Here is a 15,772-nt window from a genome sequence, read left to right as displayed (position 1 = left end):
CTCCTGCATCACTCGGTTACGTTTAGCATCAAAGGTGATTCCTATCGCATGGAAGAGAAGAAAAAGGCCGGGGTATTTCCTCTGCCTTCAGCTCCAGAAACAGCAAAGTGAGGAATTTTAGTCCGGCGTTTTTGGGGATTTTTAACCCGATATTGACATCACTAAAGTAATCATGATCTTCTAATAACATGTATACTTTATTTAACATAGAATCTATGTCATCTGGAATCGTTCTTAAAGTCCATACTACAGTAGAGAAAACACACATTGCTAGGTACAGTGAATAAAGCCTCCAAAAATAATCATCAGGTTCAACATGATCAAAGTAACCTCTAATCTGACCAACTGAAAATGGAATGCTTACCCCTCTACTAAAAATACCTATCTTAAGGAATTCATGGAAAGGATCACCCCAATCATACCTGTTAAAGTCTATGACCCCTGCAAATTTTTTATCATTGACAATGATATTTCCAAGGTGAAAGTCATCATGTTGAAATAAGTTAGGTCTTTGTTTCATCAGATGAATGTTTTCATCAATAAAATCCATGATTTTTCTGTCATTATCAACTTTTATTTCAGATGCTAAGTAAGCATCTATATATCTCTCATGTTTTACAAGCTTTCTTGAATACCAAGAAGGGATATGGTTTGGTGCAGTATATTGATGCATTTTTCTTAATTCTCTCCCTGCAACAATACCTATATTATGTTGTTCTTGTTCTGAGTATTTTTGGATTTCACTTTCAGCATCTTTACCCTCTATGTAGGATGTAATCAAATATCCTTTTTTCCTGCCTCACCAAAAGAAATGGGCACTGAACAATTAATTTTAAACGCTTGCATCTTTTCTAATATGGAATACTCCATTTTCTTTGACTCCAACTCTTCAATATTGAACATTCTAAGGAGTAAATTGTTGTTATCACCAGGCATATGAATCAGATATTTTTCATCTGAAGAGAATCCTTTATTAATTTTAGTCATGTCCTTACAATGATGTATTAATGGAATCTGCTTTTTTAGTATGTCAATCATCTACCACACCACCATAATGAAATTACTGCTAACTATGTATATTTCAGTAAAAATATTGAAATTCCTGCTGACTCACATGAAATTACAGAAAGATGTAGAGGGTGGGAAACGGTTAAGTGACTTCCACCATACAACCAGATTAATTGAAGGCAACGAAATATCATCTTCTTTTCTTGTACGAAATCACTTGCTTTAAAATATTGAAGAAACCATTTAAAACAGATCATAAATAGATCTGTTTTTTTGTTGACTAGAGGATTCGTTTTCTGTATATTTTATTCACTAAGTATTATATCAACTAAAATACTTAGTGAATAAAATATATACTGAGTAAGGGAATGAATGATGAACAATGCGGAGAAAAAAGTTTATTCTAGGAGGAATCATTGTAATGACTTTATTCGTTGTAGGTTTAGGTTTGTTAAACAGCTCAACAAGTAACTTTGAGTACCGTTCAAAGATAAATAATGTTAACGGTATTCAACTTAATGCGGATTTAGCGAATATTAAGATAGTCAGTCATTCACAAGATTTGTCGATTGATGTTCAAGGTCAAAAGCCCATATTCGGAGAGCCGAACATTGATATTACTTATAGTCAGGACAAAGCCATGATTAATGTACACACAACCAATCAAGGGTGGAAAAAAATAATACCTGGAATAAGAAACAAAAGCGAAATTCTCTTAAACGTACCGGCTGGTTTGTTAGAAGATATTCAGCTGGAGACAGAAAACGGAAATATTGATGTCGACCAAGTGACTGGAGCTAGCCGACTATCTCTGACCTCTGATGTAGGGACGATTAGCATGAATAGCTTTAAAGGAGGGCTTCTTAATGTTCATTCCGGGAATGGTTCTATCCATTTAGGGGAAGTAGAAGGACAAATCAATATTAGAAGTAAAGTAGGCAGTGTGAAGAATTTATTTTTAAAAAAGATTCATGGCGAAAACAATATTGAAGTTTCAAATGGTAATGTAAAAGTTCAGCTACCAGATATGACAAAAATTGCTGATCTAGGATTAAACATATCGACTAAGAATGGTAAGATCTTATCTAAAGAACATAAATTGGAAATGATTAATAAAGGACCAGGAAAAGAGGTAATACATCAAACTCAAAATAATGAAGCGAAACTTAATATATCAGTTTCGGTAGGAAATATAGAAATAAATTAATGCTGTAAAAAGATATTTGGGTTAAAGAGTGATCATGAGTTATAAGCTCTAAAGGAGAAACGTTGATAGTGATTGAATTAATTGGAAATAAAGTGATCTTAAGCGAACCAACAAATGAAGATATGAATGAACTGTACTTTTGGAAATATGAAGAGCAGGAACAAGCCGCGAAAAAGTGGAACGGACCGTATATTCCTGAAGAGAAAATGAGCAAGGATGAGTATCGGAAGCAATGGAAACGAGAGATTCTACCGTCTATTCCGGCGTCACTCGTCATTAAGGTTGATGGCAAAGCGATTGGAAACGTTGGTTCATACTGGATCGATCAAAATACGAACTGGCTAGAAACGGGTGTGGTGATTTATGAGCATACTTTATGGAATGGGGGCTATGGTTTTGAAGCCTATAAAATGTGGATCGATTTTCTTTTTTCAGCAACAGGTATACACAGGCTCGGTATGTCAACATGGTCAGGAAATGTAAGAATGATGAAGGTTGCAGAAAAAATAGGGATGAAGGAAGAAGCGCGCATTAGGAAAGCCAGGACTGTTGATGGTGAATATTTTGATGCAATTAAAATGGGGATATTACGAGAGGAGTGGCAGGAAAAACATCGCAATGGGATAATGGAGTAAATAACGTCTAAGTAGTACGGTTGGTAAAAAGGCTTAGTGTTGAAGGCGGATCTGCACGAAAATCATCATTTTTAAATGAAAGTATTGTGGAGCAGCGATTCTTTAATGATTCTTCAATAAATACCTTTGGAAATGTACAACTGTTTCGTTTTGTTCTGCCGATTTTGATAAACGAGGTGATTCCCTTTCTAAGCTGGGTATGGAAATACATAAAGCCACACAAGTTATCATTCCTTTTGGCGGTTGTTGGCGTCATTTCAGTGAGTGTCATCAATGTGGTGAATGCTCATTTCATTAAATTAATGACTGATGCTGTGTTAAATGAACAGTGGAACTTAACTGTGCAGATTGCTTTGCAAATTATCCTCGTTATTACGGTCAGTTTTATCATGCAGTACATCTTTAAGTATTCTGCTAGTCTGTTTAGCGGTGGAGTGACGAAGTCTTTAAAAGGGGATGTAGCTTCGCACATTTTGCAACTGCCCGTGAAAAAGCTTGAAAGTATACATTCAGGCGACCTGATTTCTCGCATTACAAATGATTTACATCTAATCCAGCAATTTATTAATCAAACGTTTCCAAAATTACTATCTCAGCCTTTTATCTTTGTTGCAGCGTTGATTTACTTGTTCACTGTTCATTGGATGTTGGCTATTTTTAGTATTATTTTAATGCCGATCGTTACAATCATTGTCAATAAGCTGAGTGAGCGGATTGAAAAGTATTCTGAGGGTGTGCAATCGCATGAAGCACAAGTCAATACTATGGTTAGAGAAACGATTATGGGGATGCCGATCATCAAAGCGTATGATCTCAAGCAAACGTATTATCGACATTATGAAAATGAAATCAAAGCAATCTTAAAGCAAAAAAAGCACATTGATTTTCGTCATTTTGTGATGAACTGCTTTACGACAGTTCTGATGATCGCTCCTTATGCGGTCGTCGCTTTATTTGGTGGTTATTTAACTCTTACGACGAACATGACAACTGGGGATCTCATTGCTTTTATCGTTCTTGTTGACTATATTTCTGGTCCGATCAGTGAATTGCCCCACCTTTTTGCACAGCTTCGTTCAAGCTCAGCCGGATTTAGGCGAGTATATGAATTGTTTTCGTCTCCTACGGAGCAGTCAAAACAGAAAGAATCAAAAAATACTGACTTGACTGTAAAAAGAGATCGACATGTGATTCAATTACGACATGTCACTTTTTCATATGATGAAGAAGTGAATGTATTGAAAGAGGTTTCTATTGCTATCAAAGAAGGAGAAACCGTCGCCATCGTCGGCTTGAGTGGGGTTGGGAAAAGCACCATCTTTCATCTACTGACACATTTTTATCCGCATCAAAGTGGAGAAGTGTATGTACAAAATCGCTCAATACGAAAGTGGGATATAGCTGAATTACGGCAACAGTTTGCGGTCGTTTCACAAGACGCTCATCTATTTAATCGCTCCATTGAAGACAATATTCTCTGTGGAAACTTGACAGCAACAAGAGAGGAGATTGAAGCTGCCGCACGAGCCTCTCATGCACACGAATTCATTGTCAATTTACCTAACGGTTATGAAACGATCGTTGGCGAAGGTGGTGTGATGTTATCTGGCGGTCAGCGGCAAAGAATGACGCTTGCCCGAGCTTTTCTTAAAAAGGCGCCCATTTTACTTTTAGATGAAGCAACATCTGCCCTTGATACGCGTACTGAAATGATGGTTCAACAAGCCTTAGAGCGTGTCATGAAGGGGCGTACGACAATCATCATCGCCCATCGGCTCTCCACGATTAAGCATGCCGATCGCGTTGTCGTCTTAGACGGTGGTACGATCGTGGAAAATGCACCGCATGACGTATTAATCAGACAAGACGGCGTTTACAAGCGTTTATTTCAACAGCAATTTTACACATGATAGGATCGTGATGGTGTGCTGAAACGGTTTAAAAGCCATGAACTTTATAGATTGCTCTCGTTGCTCGGGTCAAATAAAGCATTTTATTTTTCAATGTTATTTGTTGCGCGACTGACGACACTCATACAAACCTTGATGTTTGCCTTAATTTTAAAGTCTGTTTTTGATGCAATTTCTGGTTTGGACGATGCCTTTTTTTTCAACTTAATAGGATTCATCCTGTTCTTTTTTTTAATCATGGTCCTGGACTTCTACCTGTATTATTTGCTTGCGCTTCGTACAAATCAGATTACCGGTGAAATCCGCTTAAAACTGCTCGCCCATTTAATGGACCTCCCAATGCAGTACTATGATTCGGAGCGAAGCGGTGAGATCATTTCACGACTAACGAATGATATTCAATCTGTCGAAAGCGTTTTTTCGAGCAAAATAATTAACCTGAACAGTGCGTTGACGGGCGGCATTTTTACGGTTGTCGCGATCATCATCCTCGATTGGCGAATGGGAATCTATTCAGTCATCATTGGCTGTCTCTTTGGGCTGGTCAATGGATTACTAGCCCCGAAATTTCGTCATGTGGCGGAGGAGCATCAACAAAACCTCGGAAAGTTCACATCGACCTTAACAGACATGTTAAGCGGCATCCGAACAGTCAAACTGTTTAATCTTTATGGTCAGCAGCGTCAACGACTTGCTAAGCATAATGAGGACATCTATCGTTTAACGATCCAGCAAGGAAAATTAGCAGGCACGCTTGACGGTTTAAATGTCGTTCTCACATATCTTAGTACGATCGGGATTCTTATGGTCGGTTTGCTTTTATCTTTCCAAGGCCATATAAGCATTGGTACTGTCGTAGCGATCCTCTTTTTACAAAGTGGTGTGACGTCTATGTTTTTATATACTGGTCAATTTGTTGCAGAATTACAGCAATCATTGGTAAGCACAAAACGATTATTTGATATTTTAGATATTCAACCAGAATCACATTCCTATCCCTCAGGGCGATTTGAGATAAGTTCAAATGACGAGAAGAATATGATGATCGGCTTAAACGACGTCACATTTAGTTATCGTTCACAGCAGCCAGTTTTAAAACAGGTAAGCATGTCGATTCGTCAAGAGGAAAGAGCTGCTTTAGTTGGCCCAAGCGGTGCTGGAAAAAGTACAATATTTAAAATTTTAATGGGTTTTTATCCAATTGATTCAGGATGTATCACGATTAAAAATCAGCCCATTCATACGTATACGTTGCGAGAGCTTAGAGAGCGTATCGCCTATGTCCCCCAAGACCCGATTTTATTTCATGTGACGATTGAACAAAACATACGATACGGCAATCTGAATGCCACAAAAGAAGACGTTGTGGAAGCGGCGAAGCAAGCCCACGCTCATTCCTTCATTGAACGTCTCCCACAAGGCTATGATACGGTCATCGGTGAGAGTGCTACGAATTTGTCTGGTGGTCAACGCCAACGTATTGCCATTGCCCGCGCCTTTATTAGAGGTGCTGACATTTTGTTATTGGACGAAGCCACTTCAGCGCTCGATTCACAATCGGAGAAGATCGTCCAAGACGCTTTAGATCGGTTAATGGTTGGGCGAACGACGCTCGTGATCGCACATCGACTCGCGACGATTCAAAATGCTGATACGATCTATGTGATGGAGCAAGGTCAGGTCGTTCAAACGGGAACGCATGAGGAGTTATTAAAGGCGTACGGGTTATATAGAGAGTTATATCAATAAGGTGAATGGAAATGTCTCAATGTGAAAGTTTGATATAAGTCGAAAAAGTAGGGGTGTAAAAAATGATTGAAGGCATGGGTGAACGTCCTTTAACTACGAGCCACCACAGTCGGGTTAGAAATATTCACAAATACCTTTTAGATGTAACGAGCAAAGGTCAAATCCCCGGAGCGGTGATCGTTATAGCTGATGAAGACACGATCTATGCTGATGCTTACGGATATAGGAGAATCCAGCCGAATAAAGAACGGATGACGATGGATACAGTGTTTGACTTAGCATCGTTAACGAAAGTCGTGGCTACTTTGCCTGCAATCCTCCTCATGATTGATAAAGGAATCATCGATTTACACGGCTTTTTAAGTCGCTATATCGAAGTAGAGAATACATCGCCTTTAAAAAAGGTGACCATTTTTCACTTGCTGACGCATACATCCGGTCTATCCGGCAGCACTTATGTAAGGCAGTATGGAAAGGCTAGACAAGAAATGATAGAGGGCGTTTTCAAGAGCCCTCTCGAAAATGAGCCTGGATCTAGCGTCGTGTATAGTAACAGAGGGTATATCGTATTAGGCGAGCTTGTTCGACATGTGAGCGAAAAGCCTATCAATCAAATCGTAAAAAAACATATATGGGAGCCTATAGGTATGTCGGATACGTGTTATAACCCCGCTGCTGAAGCATACCTTAAACGTGTCGCCCCGACCGAATATAAGGAAGAACTGGGAAAATGTCTTCTCGGGACCGTGCATGATGAAAATGCTTATTTACTAGGAGGCGTAACAGGTCATTCAGGCGTGTTTTCTACGGCTTATGACCTGATCAAATTTTGTAAATTGATCATGAGTGGAGGTTCATTTAACGGAAAACAAATTTTAAGTGAGGAGCTCGTGAAACTTTCAATGGTCAACCATACCTCACACTTGAACGAGCCCCGTGGTTTAGGATGGGACTTTTTTTCTCGTTTAAATAGAGCCGATGCCATTTTAGGACATTTAGGCTTTACAGGGACAAGCATCTGGTTCGATCCTGCAAATAAAACGTCTTGCATTTTACTAACCAATCGGATTCATCCGTCCCGACACAATCAACACATTAAGCAAGTCAGAAGAGATGTGATGGCGTGCTTGTTTGAATAGGTGAGACACGGTATTTTCTAAGAGAAGAGCATTATCGTCGTGCATGAAAGGCTTTGCTCTAGCGTTACGGTTAAGAAGATGTTTTGTAAAAACTACATTCCGTACAAACAGGTTTACGCAAACGTTTAAATTGAATCATAGCAACAGTGAGCCCGACAACGATGGAAAGCAGGCTGGCTGTCAACATATGCACGCCGAATTGCTGGAGCAGCGAATAGACGATGGCTGCGGCAATGAATCCTAATAAGAGGATCTGGAGCTTTGGGGACATGAATTGCGTAGGTGTTTCCTTCTGGCATTTTTTACAATAGGAAGGCAGTTGCCCATTCTTTGATTCGCGTTCATTGTATAAGCGGTGTTGTTCATCTGCTTTTACGGTTGTGCGTCTTATGTCGGCTTTTACGTCTGTGCTTTCGGGGTTGCTATGATGCTGATCCTCTACTGAAACGCCATGGTGGTACTCAAGCCCTTCCTTTAATGAAGCGAGAATGCCTGTGTCTTGACCTAATGCTTCTTTACCTTTTGCATATGCCGTGAATGCGGAGTCTCCTTCTTCAATTGCGTCGTATGCTTCCTGAGGGATAGGTGCATTTTGTCGCTCTCTCCAAAGCCTTTCTAGTTCTTCTACTTTCTTTTCTCTACTTATCATCAATGACGACACCTCCTTGACGTGAAAGTCTCTCGATCATACCGCTTACAATGATCATATTTAACCTAAGCGTCGTTTTCAATGTTTAGTGTCTTCTAAAGAAGTACGATTTATATTCAGAAAATTGAAACTCATTCATCTTATCTTAATCCTTTATGCACACAAGTGTTTTTAATGAAACGATGAAGAGAAATGAACGTACGTCGTTGAATATGACGACCGACGCACGTGATCTCATACGATTCACGCAAAAAACAATTTTATTGTTTATCGATAAATGTCATGATAAGATAATGGCATTAACAAGAGTGGGGTGTTTATGTGTGAAGCAAGGGTCGACACTTTTTCTAAAAATCACAATTTTTATCATAGCGTTCACCGTCGTCGCTTTATGTTTGTTCTATTTACCATGGTTTGCAAGCGATTTAGCAGCAATGAATCCAGACTACGCTTATTTGCAATACCCAATCCTAATTGGCGTTTACGGAACAGTCATTCCTTTTTACTTTGCACTGTATCAAGCATATAAACTTTTAAATTTTATTGATCAACATACGGCTTTTTCCGAACTAGCAGTCAAGGCACTGGAACGAATAAAAATCGCTGCGTTCATGATTTGTGCGTTTTATGTCGCAGGCTGTGTGTTTCTCCTGCTCCAACAAGCTTTACATCCAGGAGTCGCATTGCCAGGGTTTGTGATCATCTTCGCAACGGTCGTTATCGCCGTTTTTACCGCAGTTTTACAGAAGCTTTTACGACATGCGCTAGATATTAAACAAGAAAACGATTTGACGGTTTGAAGGTGACGACATGGCTATTATTGTAAATGTTGATGTGATGTTAGCGAAACGAAAGATGAGTGTAACCGAGCTGTCCGAAAAAGTTGGAATCACAATGGCTAATTTGTCGGTGCTCAAAAATGGGAAGGCAAAGGCCATTCGCTTCTCGACGTTAGAGGGGATTTGCAAGGCATTAGATTGCCAGCCTGGGGATATTTTAGAGTACAAAAGTGATACAGATTCCATTGCGTAAAATCTGTCGAACAAGAGAGAAAACGATGATTTCAATATCGAAAAAGTTTGGCTTTGATTGGTCAAGCTTTTTTATTGTGAAAAAAGACGTTTTCATATGTAGGTTGAGTATGCGCCATTGCTTAGGGCGAGCTCAAAAAAATGAAACTAGAACAGATTGGACGCTGTATTTATCCAGCTTCCAAACGGTTGTTTAGGCTTAACAGAAATAAAATGTTTTGTTAACATGACGTCAATTTTATCTAGATAAAATCACTAAATGAGAAGCATGCAAACTACTTAATGGAGGAGATTTATTTGAACTTAACGCAGCTTAGACATCTCATCATTGTTGTAATGACCTTTACAGCCATCTTTTCTTTCTCCCAACTGGATAAGGTAAGCGCACAAGAAGAAAAAAACGAGCAATTTAAGGTAGCTATCTTACCAGATACGCAGAAAATAACCCGTTATCAAAATGATATTTTTATGGCACAGACATTGTGGATTGCAAATCATTGGAAAAAAGAAAATATCGTTTTTACCGCTCATCTAGGAGACATTGTTGACCGTGCAAACCAAGCGTATGAGTGGGAAAATGCGGACGCAAGTATGAGTATTCTTGACCATGCAAAACATCCATACGGTTATCTAGCGGGGAATCATGATGTACTTGATCCGAGTCAAAAAGATGTGGAACGCGATTTAAGCAATGAACCGTACCTCTCCTACTTTTCTACTGAACGAATGGAGAACATAGAGGGCTTTGGCGGTCATACAGCGAACGGATTCAATTCTTATTATACATTTGAAGGCGGAGGACAAGAATTTATCGCTTTATTTTTAGACTGGCGTGCCTCTGAAGAAACATTAAAATGGGCTGACAAAGTGCTAGAGAAGCATGACGATCTCCCAGCCATTTTGTTTACACATCAATTAATGAATATTTCTTCTGATCAGCAATCTGCAGTGATGACGGAACATGGTCAATTTTTATGGGATGAACTGATTGCTTCCAATGACCAAATCTTTATGACCGTCAATGGTCACCACCATGGCTATGCGCACAAAGTACAAAAGAATGATTTTGGTAACGACGTTGTTCTGATGGTTGTTGATTATCAAAGCGGTTATCAAGGTGGTAATGGACTCATGCGGACGCTGTCATTTGATTTACTGAAAAACCAAATTCACGTCGAGTCTTTCTCTCCTTGGGTGATGCAAAAGCCTGAGCATGAGCGTACTTCTTTTGATGAAGAGCGTCTCGTTGATGATTTAAACGACTTTCTCATTAAAATGGATTTTGAGGAGCGTTTTGCTAGATTTATCTCTAACGACCAGGAAGCAGCAGACGAAAATCCGGCCATTGAAGGCACTGTAGCTCACTGGCGTTTTCAAAATGACGATGTGGCTGATGGTGAGTCAGTCGCTAGCAATGGCGACATTGCTGTCGAAGACGTTTCAGGCAACGGTGCCCACTTGTACAGACAGGATGAGGGGCAAGCTGTTGAAGGAGATTTAGTTTGGGATCACCTGCGCGACCGTTCGAGCATTCGTTTCACAGGAGATAAAACAAAGGACCGCGCCTCTTACTTAAAGACAGCAAACGACGCTAAGGTAAACGACGAAACGTTTGAAGATGGGTACACCGTTGAGGCTGTAGTGAAAATTGATCAGAGTTTCGATAGCTCAAAGCATGCATGGATGGGAATTTTAACGCGCGGAGGTATCGGCGAAGATGTGAAGAAAACCGAAGGCGATGCAAATGCCCCGCTAGCTACAATGTCTGTTTCTAGCTTAAAAGAAATTCAGTGGGCCGCGCTCCCATTAAATAAAGATGATGTACACACGAGTTGGTCTTGGGCGATGGATGATCAATGGGTTCATATTGCCGTTGTCAATGACGGAAAGACACAAAAGATGTATCTTGATGGCGCAGAAGTGTTACGAAATGATGCTTCTGGAGCGCAAGGCATTGAGACGACGGGGGGCCCATGGCGCGTAGGGGCTAGCCAGTATGGCAACGAGCTTGACGCTGTTTTTAATGGTTGGATTGATGAAATTCGTATCACTGATCGGCCGTTAGCACAAAATGAATTTCTAAATAAATAAGCGTAACACGAGCTGTTTTCCAACGTAGAGCATTCTACGGCGAAAAACAGCTCGTTTTGTGGCTCTACAATATTTATTGGGGTTTTACGAAAAAAGAACAAAAAAGTACACACAAACGATATTGAATGAAGCGAACCGATGACAACTGAAGACCTCGAATTAGAGATCAGCTATGATAATTGGAATCATGAGGAAGCGATTGAAAACCCATGGAAGTTTCATGTTGATGTATCCCAAAGGCAGTTACTTTCTGACAGACAGGTTTTTGACGTTCATCAAACGGTTTCATTACAAGATGGTAACGCAGTTACGATTGATAAAGTTGTGACAACACCGATCTCAACGACCGTTTATTACGACTTATCTGAAAGCAAGACGGAAGATGTGCATGTGCAGATCCAATCGAAGGACGGCAGCAAAATGATCTTCTCGTCCGCATATAGGAGTAATGATCCTTGTAACCTCTTACATACGTTTTAATGGATTCATGATTGGAAAAGAGCCCATAGAATTACAGATTGTCGATTCACTAGGGCGGCCGATGACTGATCAATCGATCCCGCTTCGGGAGTAATGTGTGTTAAACAAGACGCAGCGACTGTGATGTTTTCCAAATAAAGTGGAGAAGTGTGAGTGTGAGTGTGCCGCGCTTTCAAAAGCACCGACATGGCAGCGGGAATGTGACTAGATCAAAAATATTTTTTAATAAAGCCATTGTATAGCAAATGTTATGAAAACAGCATTGTAAGCGAATACAATATCATTGCTTGCTAGAAACAAACGAAGAATCAGAAAAATGTGGTTGACTCGGTTCCTTTTTCGGCGTAAGATAGTCCACAACAACAAAAACACATACATCATAGCAGACGTACAGGAGAGTGATGGTTATGGCACAGCAATGGGTGTTTATCCATGACCAGTTTCTACCAAAGGAAGATGCGAAAATTTCGGTGTATGACCACGGCTTCCTTTATGGAGACGGTATATTCGAAGGTATTCGTGCATACCAAGGGAATATTTTCCGACTGGATGAGCATTTAGAACGCCTTTACCGTTCGGCCCGGTCAATTATGCTTGAGATTCCGTATTCTAAAGAAGAAATGACGAAAATTATCGCAGACACTCTTCTGAAAAACGAACTTTCAAGTGGCTACATTCGAGTTGTTGTTTCACGAGGTAAAGGAGACTTAGGCATTGATCCATTCAAATGCTCCAATCCTCAAGTCATCGTGATTGCAGAGCAACTGGCGCTCTATCCTAAAGAGCTATATGAACAAGGTCTTGAGATTGTTACGGTCGCGAGCAGAAGAAATCGACCGGACGTATTAAGTCCTAAGGTCAAATCATTAAACTATTTAAATAACGTCCTTGTCAAAATAGAGGCGCATTTAGCCAATGCTGGCGAAGCGTTAATGTTAAACGACCAAGGATATGTCGCAGAGGCTTCGGCAGACAACATATTTATTGTAAAAGATGACACATTGATTACGCCTCCTGGATATGTTGGTGCATTAGAAGGCATCACAAGGGACGCTGTGATTGAATATGCTACATCTGCTGGATATACAGTCAAGGAAGAACCATTTACCCGCCATGACGTTTATGTTGCCGACGAAGTATTTCTAACGGGTACAGCCGCTGAGGTCATTGCTGTTGTGAAAGTAGATGGCAGATTGATTGGTGATGGAAAGCCTGGTAAAGTGACAGAATCCTTGCTACAATTATTTAGAGAAAACGTCGAAACCGACGGTTATTCATATCAATAACGATTTAGGTTATATATATATTTAACGCATTGATGAGGAGTAGTAGCAATGATCCAGACCGACAGAGAGCCGGGTATAGCTGAGAGCCGGTGGATAAGGATTTGTGAACTCACCTCGGAGCGCATTGTTGAAAGCAAAGTAGACAGTGCCGGGTCTTCATGGACCCGTTACCAAAAAGGCGTGAAGCCATGAGGCGTGCAGGGATGCTGCGCGTAAATAAGGGTGGTACCGTGAAAAGCAAACCTTTTCGCCCCTTTCGACACGGATCAGTGTGTGGAAGGACGAAAGGGTTTTTTTATATTTTTTTGAACATTGATGAACCATTAATCAAGGAGGTTGTGAAATGAGTATGAAGCTGAAGACGGACGAAGCCAAGCCAGCAAAGCAAAAAATGAATGGCGCTGACATGTTGATTCAGGCATTGCGTGAAGAGAACGTCGACATGATTTTTGGATATCCAGGCGGCGCCGTCCTTCCGATTTATGACCGTTTGTATGGATCAGGTATGAGACATATTTTGACTCGTCACGAGCAAGGAAGCATTCACGCAGCTGAAGGTTATGCGCGAGTATCTGGTAAACCTGGAGTTGTCATTGCGACCTCTGGTCCAGGAGCGACAAACTTAGTTACAGGTTTAACAGATGCGATGATGGATTCACTGCCGCTCGTCGTCATCACAGGTCAGGTTGCAACCGGTGTGATTGGCTCAGACGCTTTTCAGGAAGCGGATATTATGGGCATAACGATGCCGATTACGAAGCATAACTTCCAAATTCAAGATGTGAGCGAAGTCGCGCAAACGATCAAAGAGGCATTTCACATTGCAACGACAGGCCGGCCAGGTCCGGTTTTAATCGATATTCCGAAAGACATTGCTGCTGAAGATGGCATTTTTGACTATACGAAAGAGCTTGATTTGCCTGGATACCAACCGACAATTAAGCCGAATCAACTGCAAATTCGTAAATTGCTAGAAGCTATTTCACAAGCGAAAAAGCCTGTCGTGCTTGCTGGAGCGGGTGTATTACACGCCAAGGGTCATGAGGAATTACGGAGCTTTATAAAAAATCAGAAATTGCCAATTACTCATACGTTACTTGGGCTTGGGGCTTTCCCTGCTGACGATGAGCAATTCCTTGGGATGTGTGGGATGCATGGAACCTATGCGGCAAACATGGCCATTTATGAGGCAGACTTGTTAATCAGTATTGGCGCTCGGTTCGATGACCGCGTTACTGGGAATCTAAAGCATTTCGCACCAAATGCAAAGGTTGCACATATTGATGTCGACCCAGCTGAAATTGGGAAAAATGTAAAAACGCAGATTCCTGTTGTTGGAGATGCGCGAGAAGCGTTGTCGCTACTGAATGAAGTGTCTGAAGCTCAAGGGGAATTTGAAGAATGGCACGAAAAACTGCGTGGCTGGAAAAATGAATTTCCATTGGCTTACATTGACTCCGAAGAAGTACTTAAGCCGCAAAAGCTTATTGAGATGATTTATAAGGAGACCAATGGTGAAGCCATTGTCACGACGGATGTCGGTCAACACCAAATGTGGTCCGCGCAATATTATCAGTTAAATCAGCCGAACAAATGGGTGACTTCTGGTGGATTAGGAACAATGGGCTTCGGCTTTCCGTCCGCAATCGGGGCGCAATTGGCAGAGCCAGAGGCAACGGTTGTTGCTGTGACAGGTGACGGTGGGTTTCAAATGACGCTGCAGGAACTCGGTGTGATTCAAGAGCATAACCTTCCTGTCAAGATCGTCATCTTGAATAATCGATCTCTTGGTATGGTTCGCCAGTGGCAGCAAATCTTTTATGAAGAACGTTATTCCGAATCGAAGCTTCCACTACAGCCTGATTATGTGAAGCTAGCTGAGGCTTATTCAATCAAAGGGTGGAAGACGACGACAGAAGAAGAAACGGTAAATGCGCTACGTGAAGCATTTGCTCACCCAGGTCCAGCGCTTGTCGATGTCTACGTAGCTCCTGAAGAAAATGTGTATCCGATGGTCGCGCCAGGCAAAGGAATTCATGAAATGGTGGGGATCAAACCATGAAGAGAATTGTTACAGCTACAGTAAATAACCGTGCAGGTGTGCTTAACCGAATTACCGGACTATTCACAAGAAGGCAATTTAATATTGAGAGTATTACGGTAGGCCACTCAGAAATGCCAGGTATCTCACGGATGACATTTGTTGTTCAAGTAGATGACGATGCAAAAATCGAACAGTTGATTAAACAGTTGAATAAGCAAGTTGACGTATTAAAGGTTAACGACATTACGTCCCAATCGTATGTAGCCCGTGAGCTGGTGATGATTAAGGTGATTGCCAATGCCCAGACTCGAGCAGAAATCAATGGTATTATCGAGCCTTTTCGGGCATCGGTGGTCGATGTCAGCAAGGATAGCTTAGTTGTTCAAGTGACAGGCGAGTCCTCGAAAGTCGAAGCGCTCATTGAACTGCTCAGCCCTTATGGCATTAAAGAACTGGCGAGAACCGGACTAACGGCTTTTACCAGAGGTACCCAGCAAAAATCGGTTACAGATATGAAGCAATACACACTCATTAAGTAAAAAG

Annotated in this window: 13 protein-coding genes, 1 pseudogene and 1 other annotated feature; of the genes and pseudogenes, 12 read left to right on the top strand and 2 right to left on the bottom strand. The window is 41.0% G+C overall.

Annotated features, from left to right (window positions below; all coding sequences use genetic code 11):
* Positions 1-163: 163 nt before the first annotated feature.
* Positions 164-1,038, bottom strand: a pseudogene (locus G4V62_RS20845) (aminoglycoside phosphotransferase family protein); the annotation flags it as partial.
* A 391-nt stretch (positions 1,039-1,429) separates the two neighbouring features.
* On the opposite strand from G4V62_RS20845, the gene G4V62_RS11370 reads away from it, so the two are divergent.
* The 5 genes from G4V62_RS11370 to G4V62_RS11350 all read left to right on the top strand — a co-directional run bounded on the left by G4V62_RS11370 (position 1,430) and on the right by G4V62_RS11350 (position 7,648).
* Positions 1,430-2,215, top strand: coding sequence for a DUF4097 family beta strand repeat-containing protein (locus G4V62_RS11370; protein ID WP_165202299.1), 786 nt, complete (start codon positions 1,430-1,432; stop codon positions 2,213-2,215).
* A 68-nt stretch (positions 2,216-2,283) separates the two neighbouring features.
* The gene (locus tag G4V62_RS11365; protein ID WP_165202297.1) at positions 2,284-2,850 is read left to right on the top strand and encodes a GNAT family N-acetyltransferase; all 567 of its coding nucleotides are present in this window, start codon (positions 2,284-2,286) and stop codon (positions 2,848-2,850) included.
* A gap of 86 nt (positions 2,851-2,936) precedes the next feature.
* Positions 2,937-4,760, top strand: a complete 1,824-nt coding sequence (locus G4V62_RS11360; RefSeq protein WP_312855484.1) for an ABC transporter ATP-binding protein — start codon at positions 2,937-2,939, stop codon at positions 4,758-4,760.
* Positions 4,761-4,775: 15 nt separating this feature from the next.
* Positions 4,776-6,509, top strand: a complete 1,734-nt coding sequence (locus G4V62_RS11355; protein ID WP_165202293.1) for an ABC transporter ATP-binding protein — start codon at positions 4,776-4,778, stop codon at positions 6,507-6,509.
* A 62-nt stretch (positions 6,510-6,571) separates the two neighbouring features.
* A complete protein-coding gene (locus tag G4V62_RS11350) occupies positions 6,572-7,648 on the top strand; it encodes a serine hydrolase domain-containing protein (protein ID WP_165202291.1) in 1,077 nt (358 codons plus the stop codon).
* A 70-nt stretch (positions 7,649-7,718) separates the two neighbouring features.
* On the opposite strand, the gene G4V62_RS11345 is transcribed toward G4V62_RS11350, so the two are convergent.
* Positions 7,719-8,300 (bottom strand): hypothetical protein, encoded by a 582-nt coding sequence (locus G4V62_RS11345; RefSeq protein ID WP_165202289.1) that lies wholly within the window; start codon positions 8,298-8,300, stop codon positions 7,719-7,721.
* Positions 8,301-8,620: 320 nt separating this feature from the next.
* Between G4V62_RS11345 and G4V62_RS11340 the strand changes: the two genes are divergently transcribed.
* The 7 genes from G4V62_RS11340 (at position 8,621) to ilvN (ending at position 15,768) form a co-directional block, all read left to right on the top strand.
* Positions 8,621-9,097 (top strand): DUF2975 domain-containing protein, encoded by a 477-nt coding sequence (locus tag G4V62_RS11340; protein WP_165202287.1) that lies wholly within the window; start codon positions 8,621-8,623, stop codon positions 9,095-9,097.
* Positions 9,098-9,107: 10 nt separating this feature from the next.
* The gene (locus G4V62_RS11335) at positions 9,108-9,329 is read left to right on the top strand and encodes a helix-turn-helix domain-containing protein (protein WP_165202285.1); all 222 of its coding nucleotides are present in this window, start codon (positions 9,108-9,110) and stop codon (positions 9,327-9,329) included.
* Positions 9,330-9,625: 296 nt separating this feature from the next.
* Positions 9,626-11,419, top strand: a complete 1,794-nt coding sequence (locus G4V62_RS11330; protein WP_165202283.1) for a laminin G domain-containing metallophosphoesterase family protein — start codon at positions 9,626-9,628, stop codon at positions 11,417-11,419.
* A gap of 138 nt (positions 11,420-11,557) precedes the next feature.
* Entirely contained in the window at positions 11,558-11,899 is a 342-nt protein-coding gene (locus G4V62_RS11325) for a hypothetical protein (RefSeq protein ID WP_165202281.1), read from the top strand.
* 407 nt (positions 11,900-12,306) lie between these two features.
* Positions 12,307-13,185 carry a branched-chain-amino-acid transaminase gene (gene ilvE / locus G4V62_RS11320; RefSeq protein WP_165202279.1) on the top strand — a complete coding sequence of 293 codons (879 nt, stop codon included), beginning with the start codon at positions 12,307-12,309 and terminating at the stop codon, positions 13,183-13,185.
* A 20-nt stretch (positions 13,186-13,205) separates the two neighbouring features.
* Positions 13,206-13,443, top strand: a binding site (T-box leader).
* Between the two features lie 85 nt (positions 13,444-13,528).
* A complete protein-coding gene (gene ilvB / locus G4V62_RS11315) occupies positions 13,529-15,247 on the top strand; it encodes an acetolactate synthase large subunit (protein ID WP_165202277.1) in 1,719 nt (572 codons plus the stop codon).
* The gene (gene ilvN, locus G4V62_RS11310; RefSeq protein WP_165202275.1) at positions 15,244-15,768 is read left to right on the top strand and encodes an acetolactate synthase small subunit; all 525 of its coding nucleotides are present in this window, start codon (positions 15,244-15,246) and stop codon (positions 15,766-15,768) included. Before ilvB ends, ilvN begins: the two co-directional genes overlap by 4 nt.
* Positions 15,769-15,772 lie beyond the last annotated feature (4 nt).

Source organism: Litoribacterium kuwaitense (assembly GCF_011058155.1).
GTDB classification, from domain to species: domain Bacteria; phylum Bacillota; class Bacilli; order Bacillales; family DSM-28697; genus Litoribacterium; species Litoribacterium kuwaitense.
This window is presented reverse-complemented; position numbering and strand designations above follow the sequence as displayed.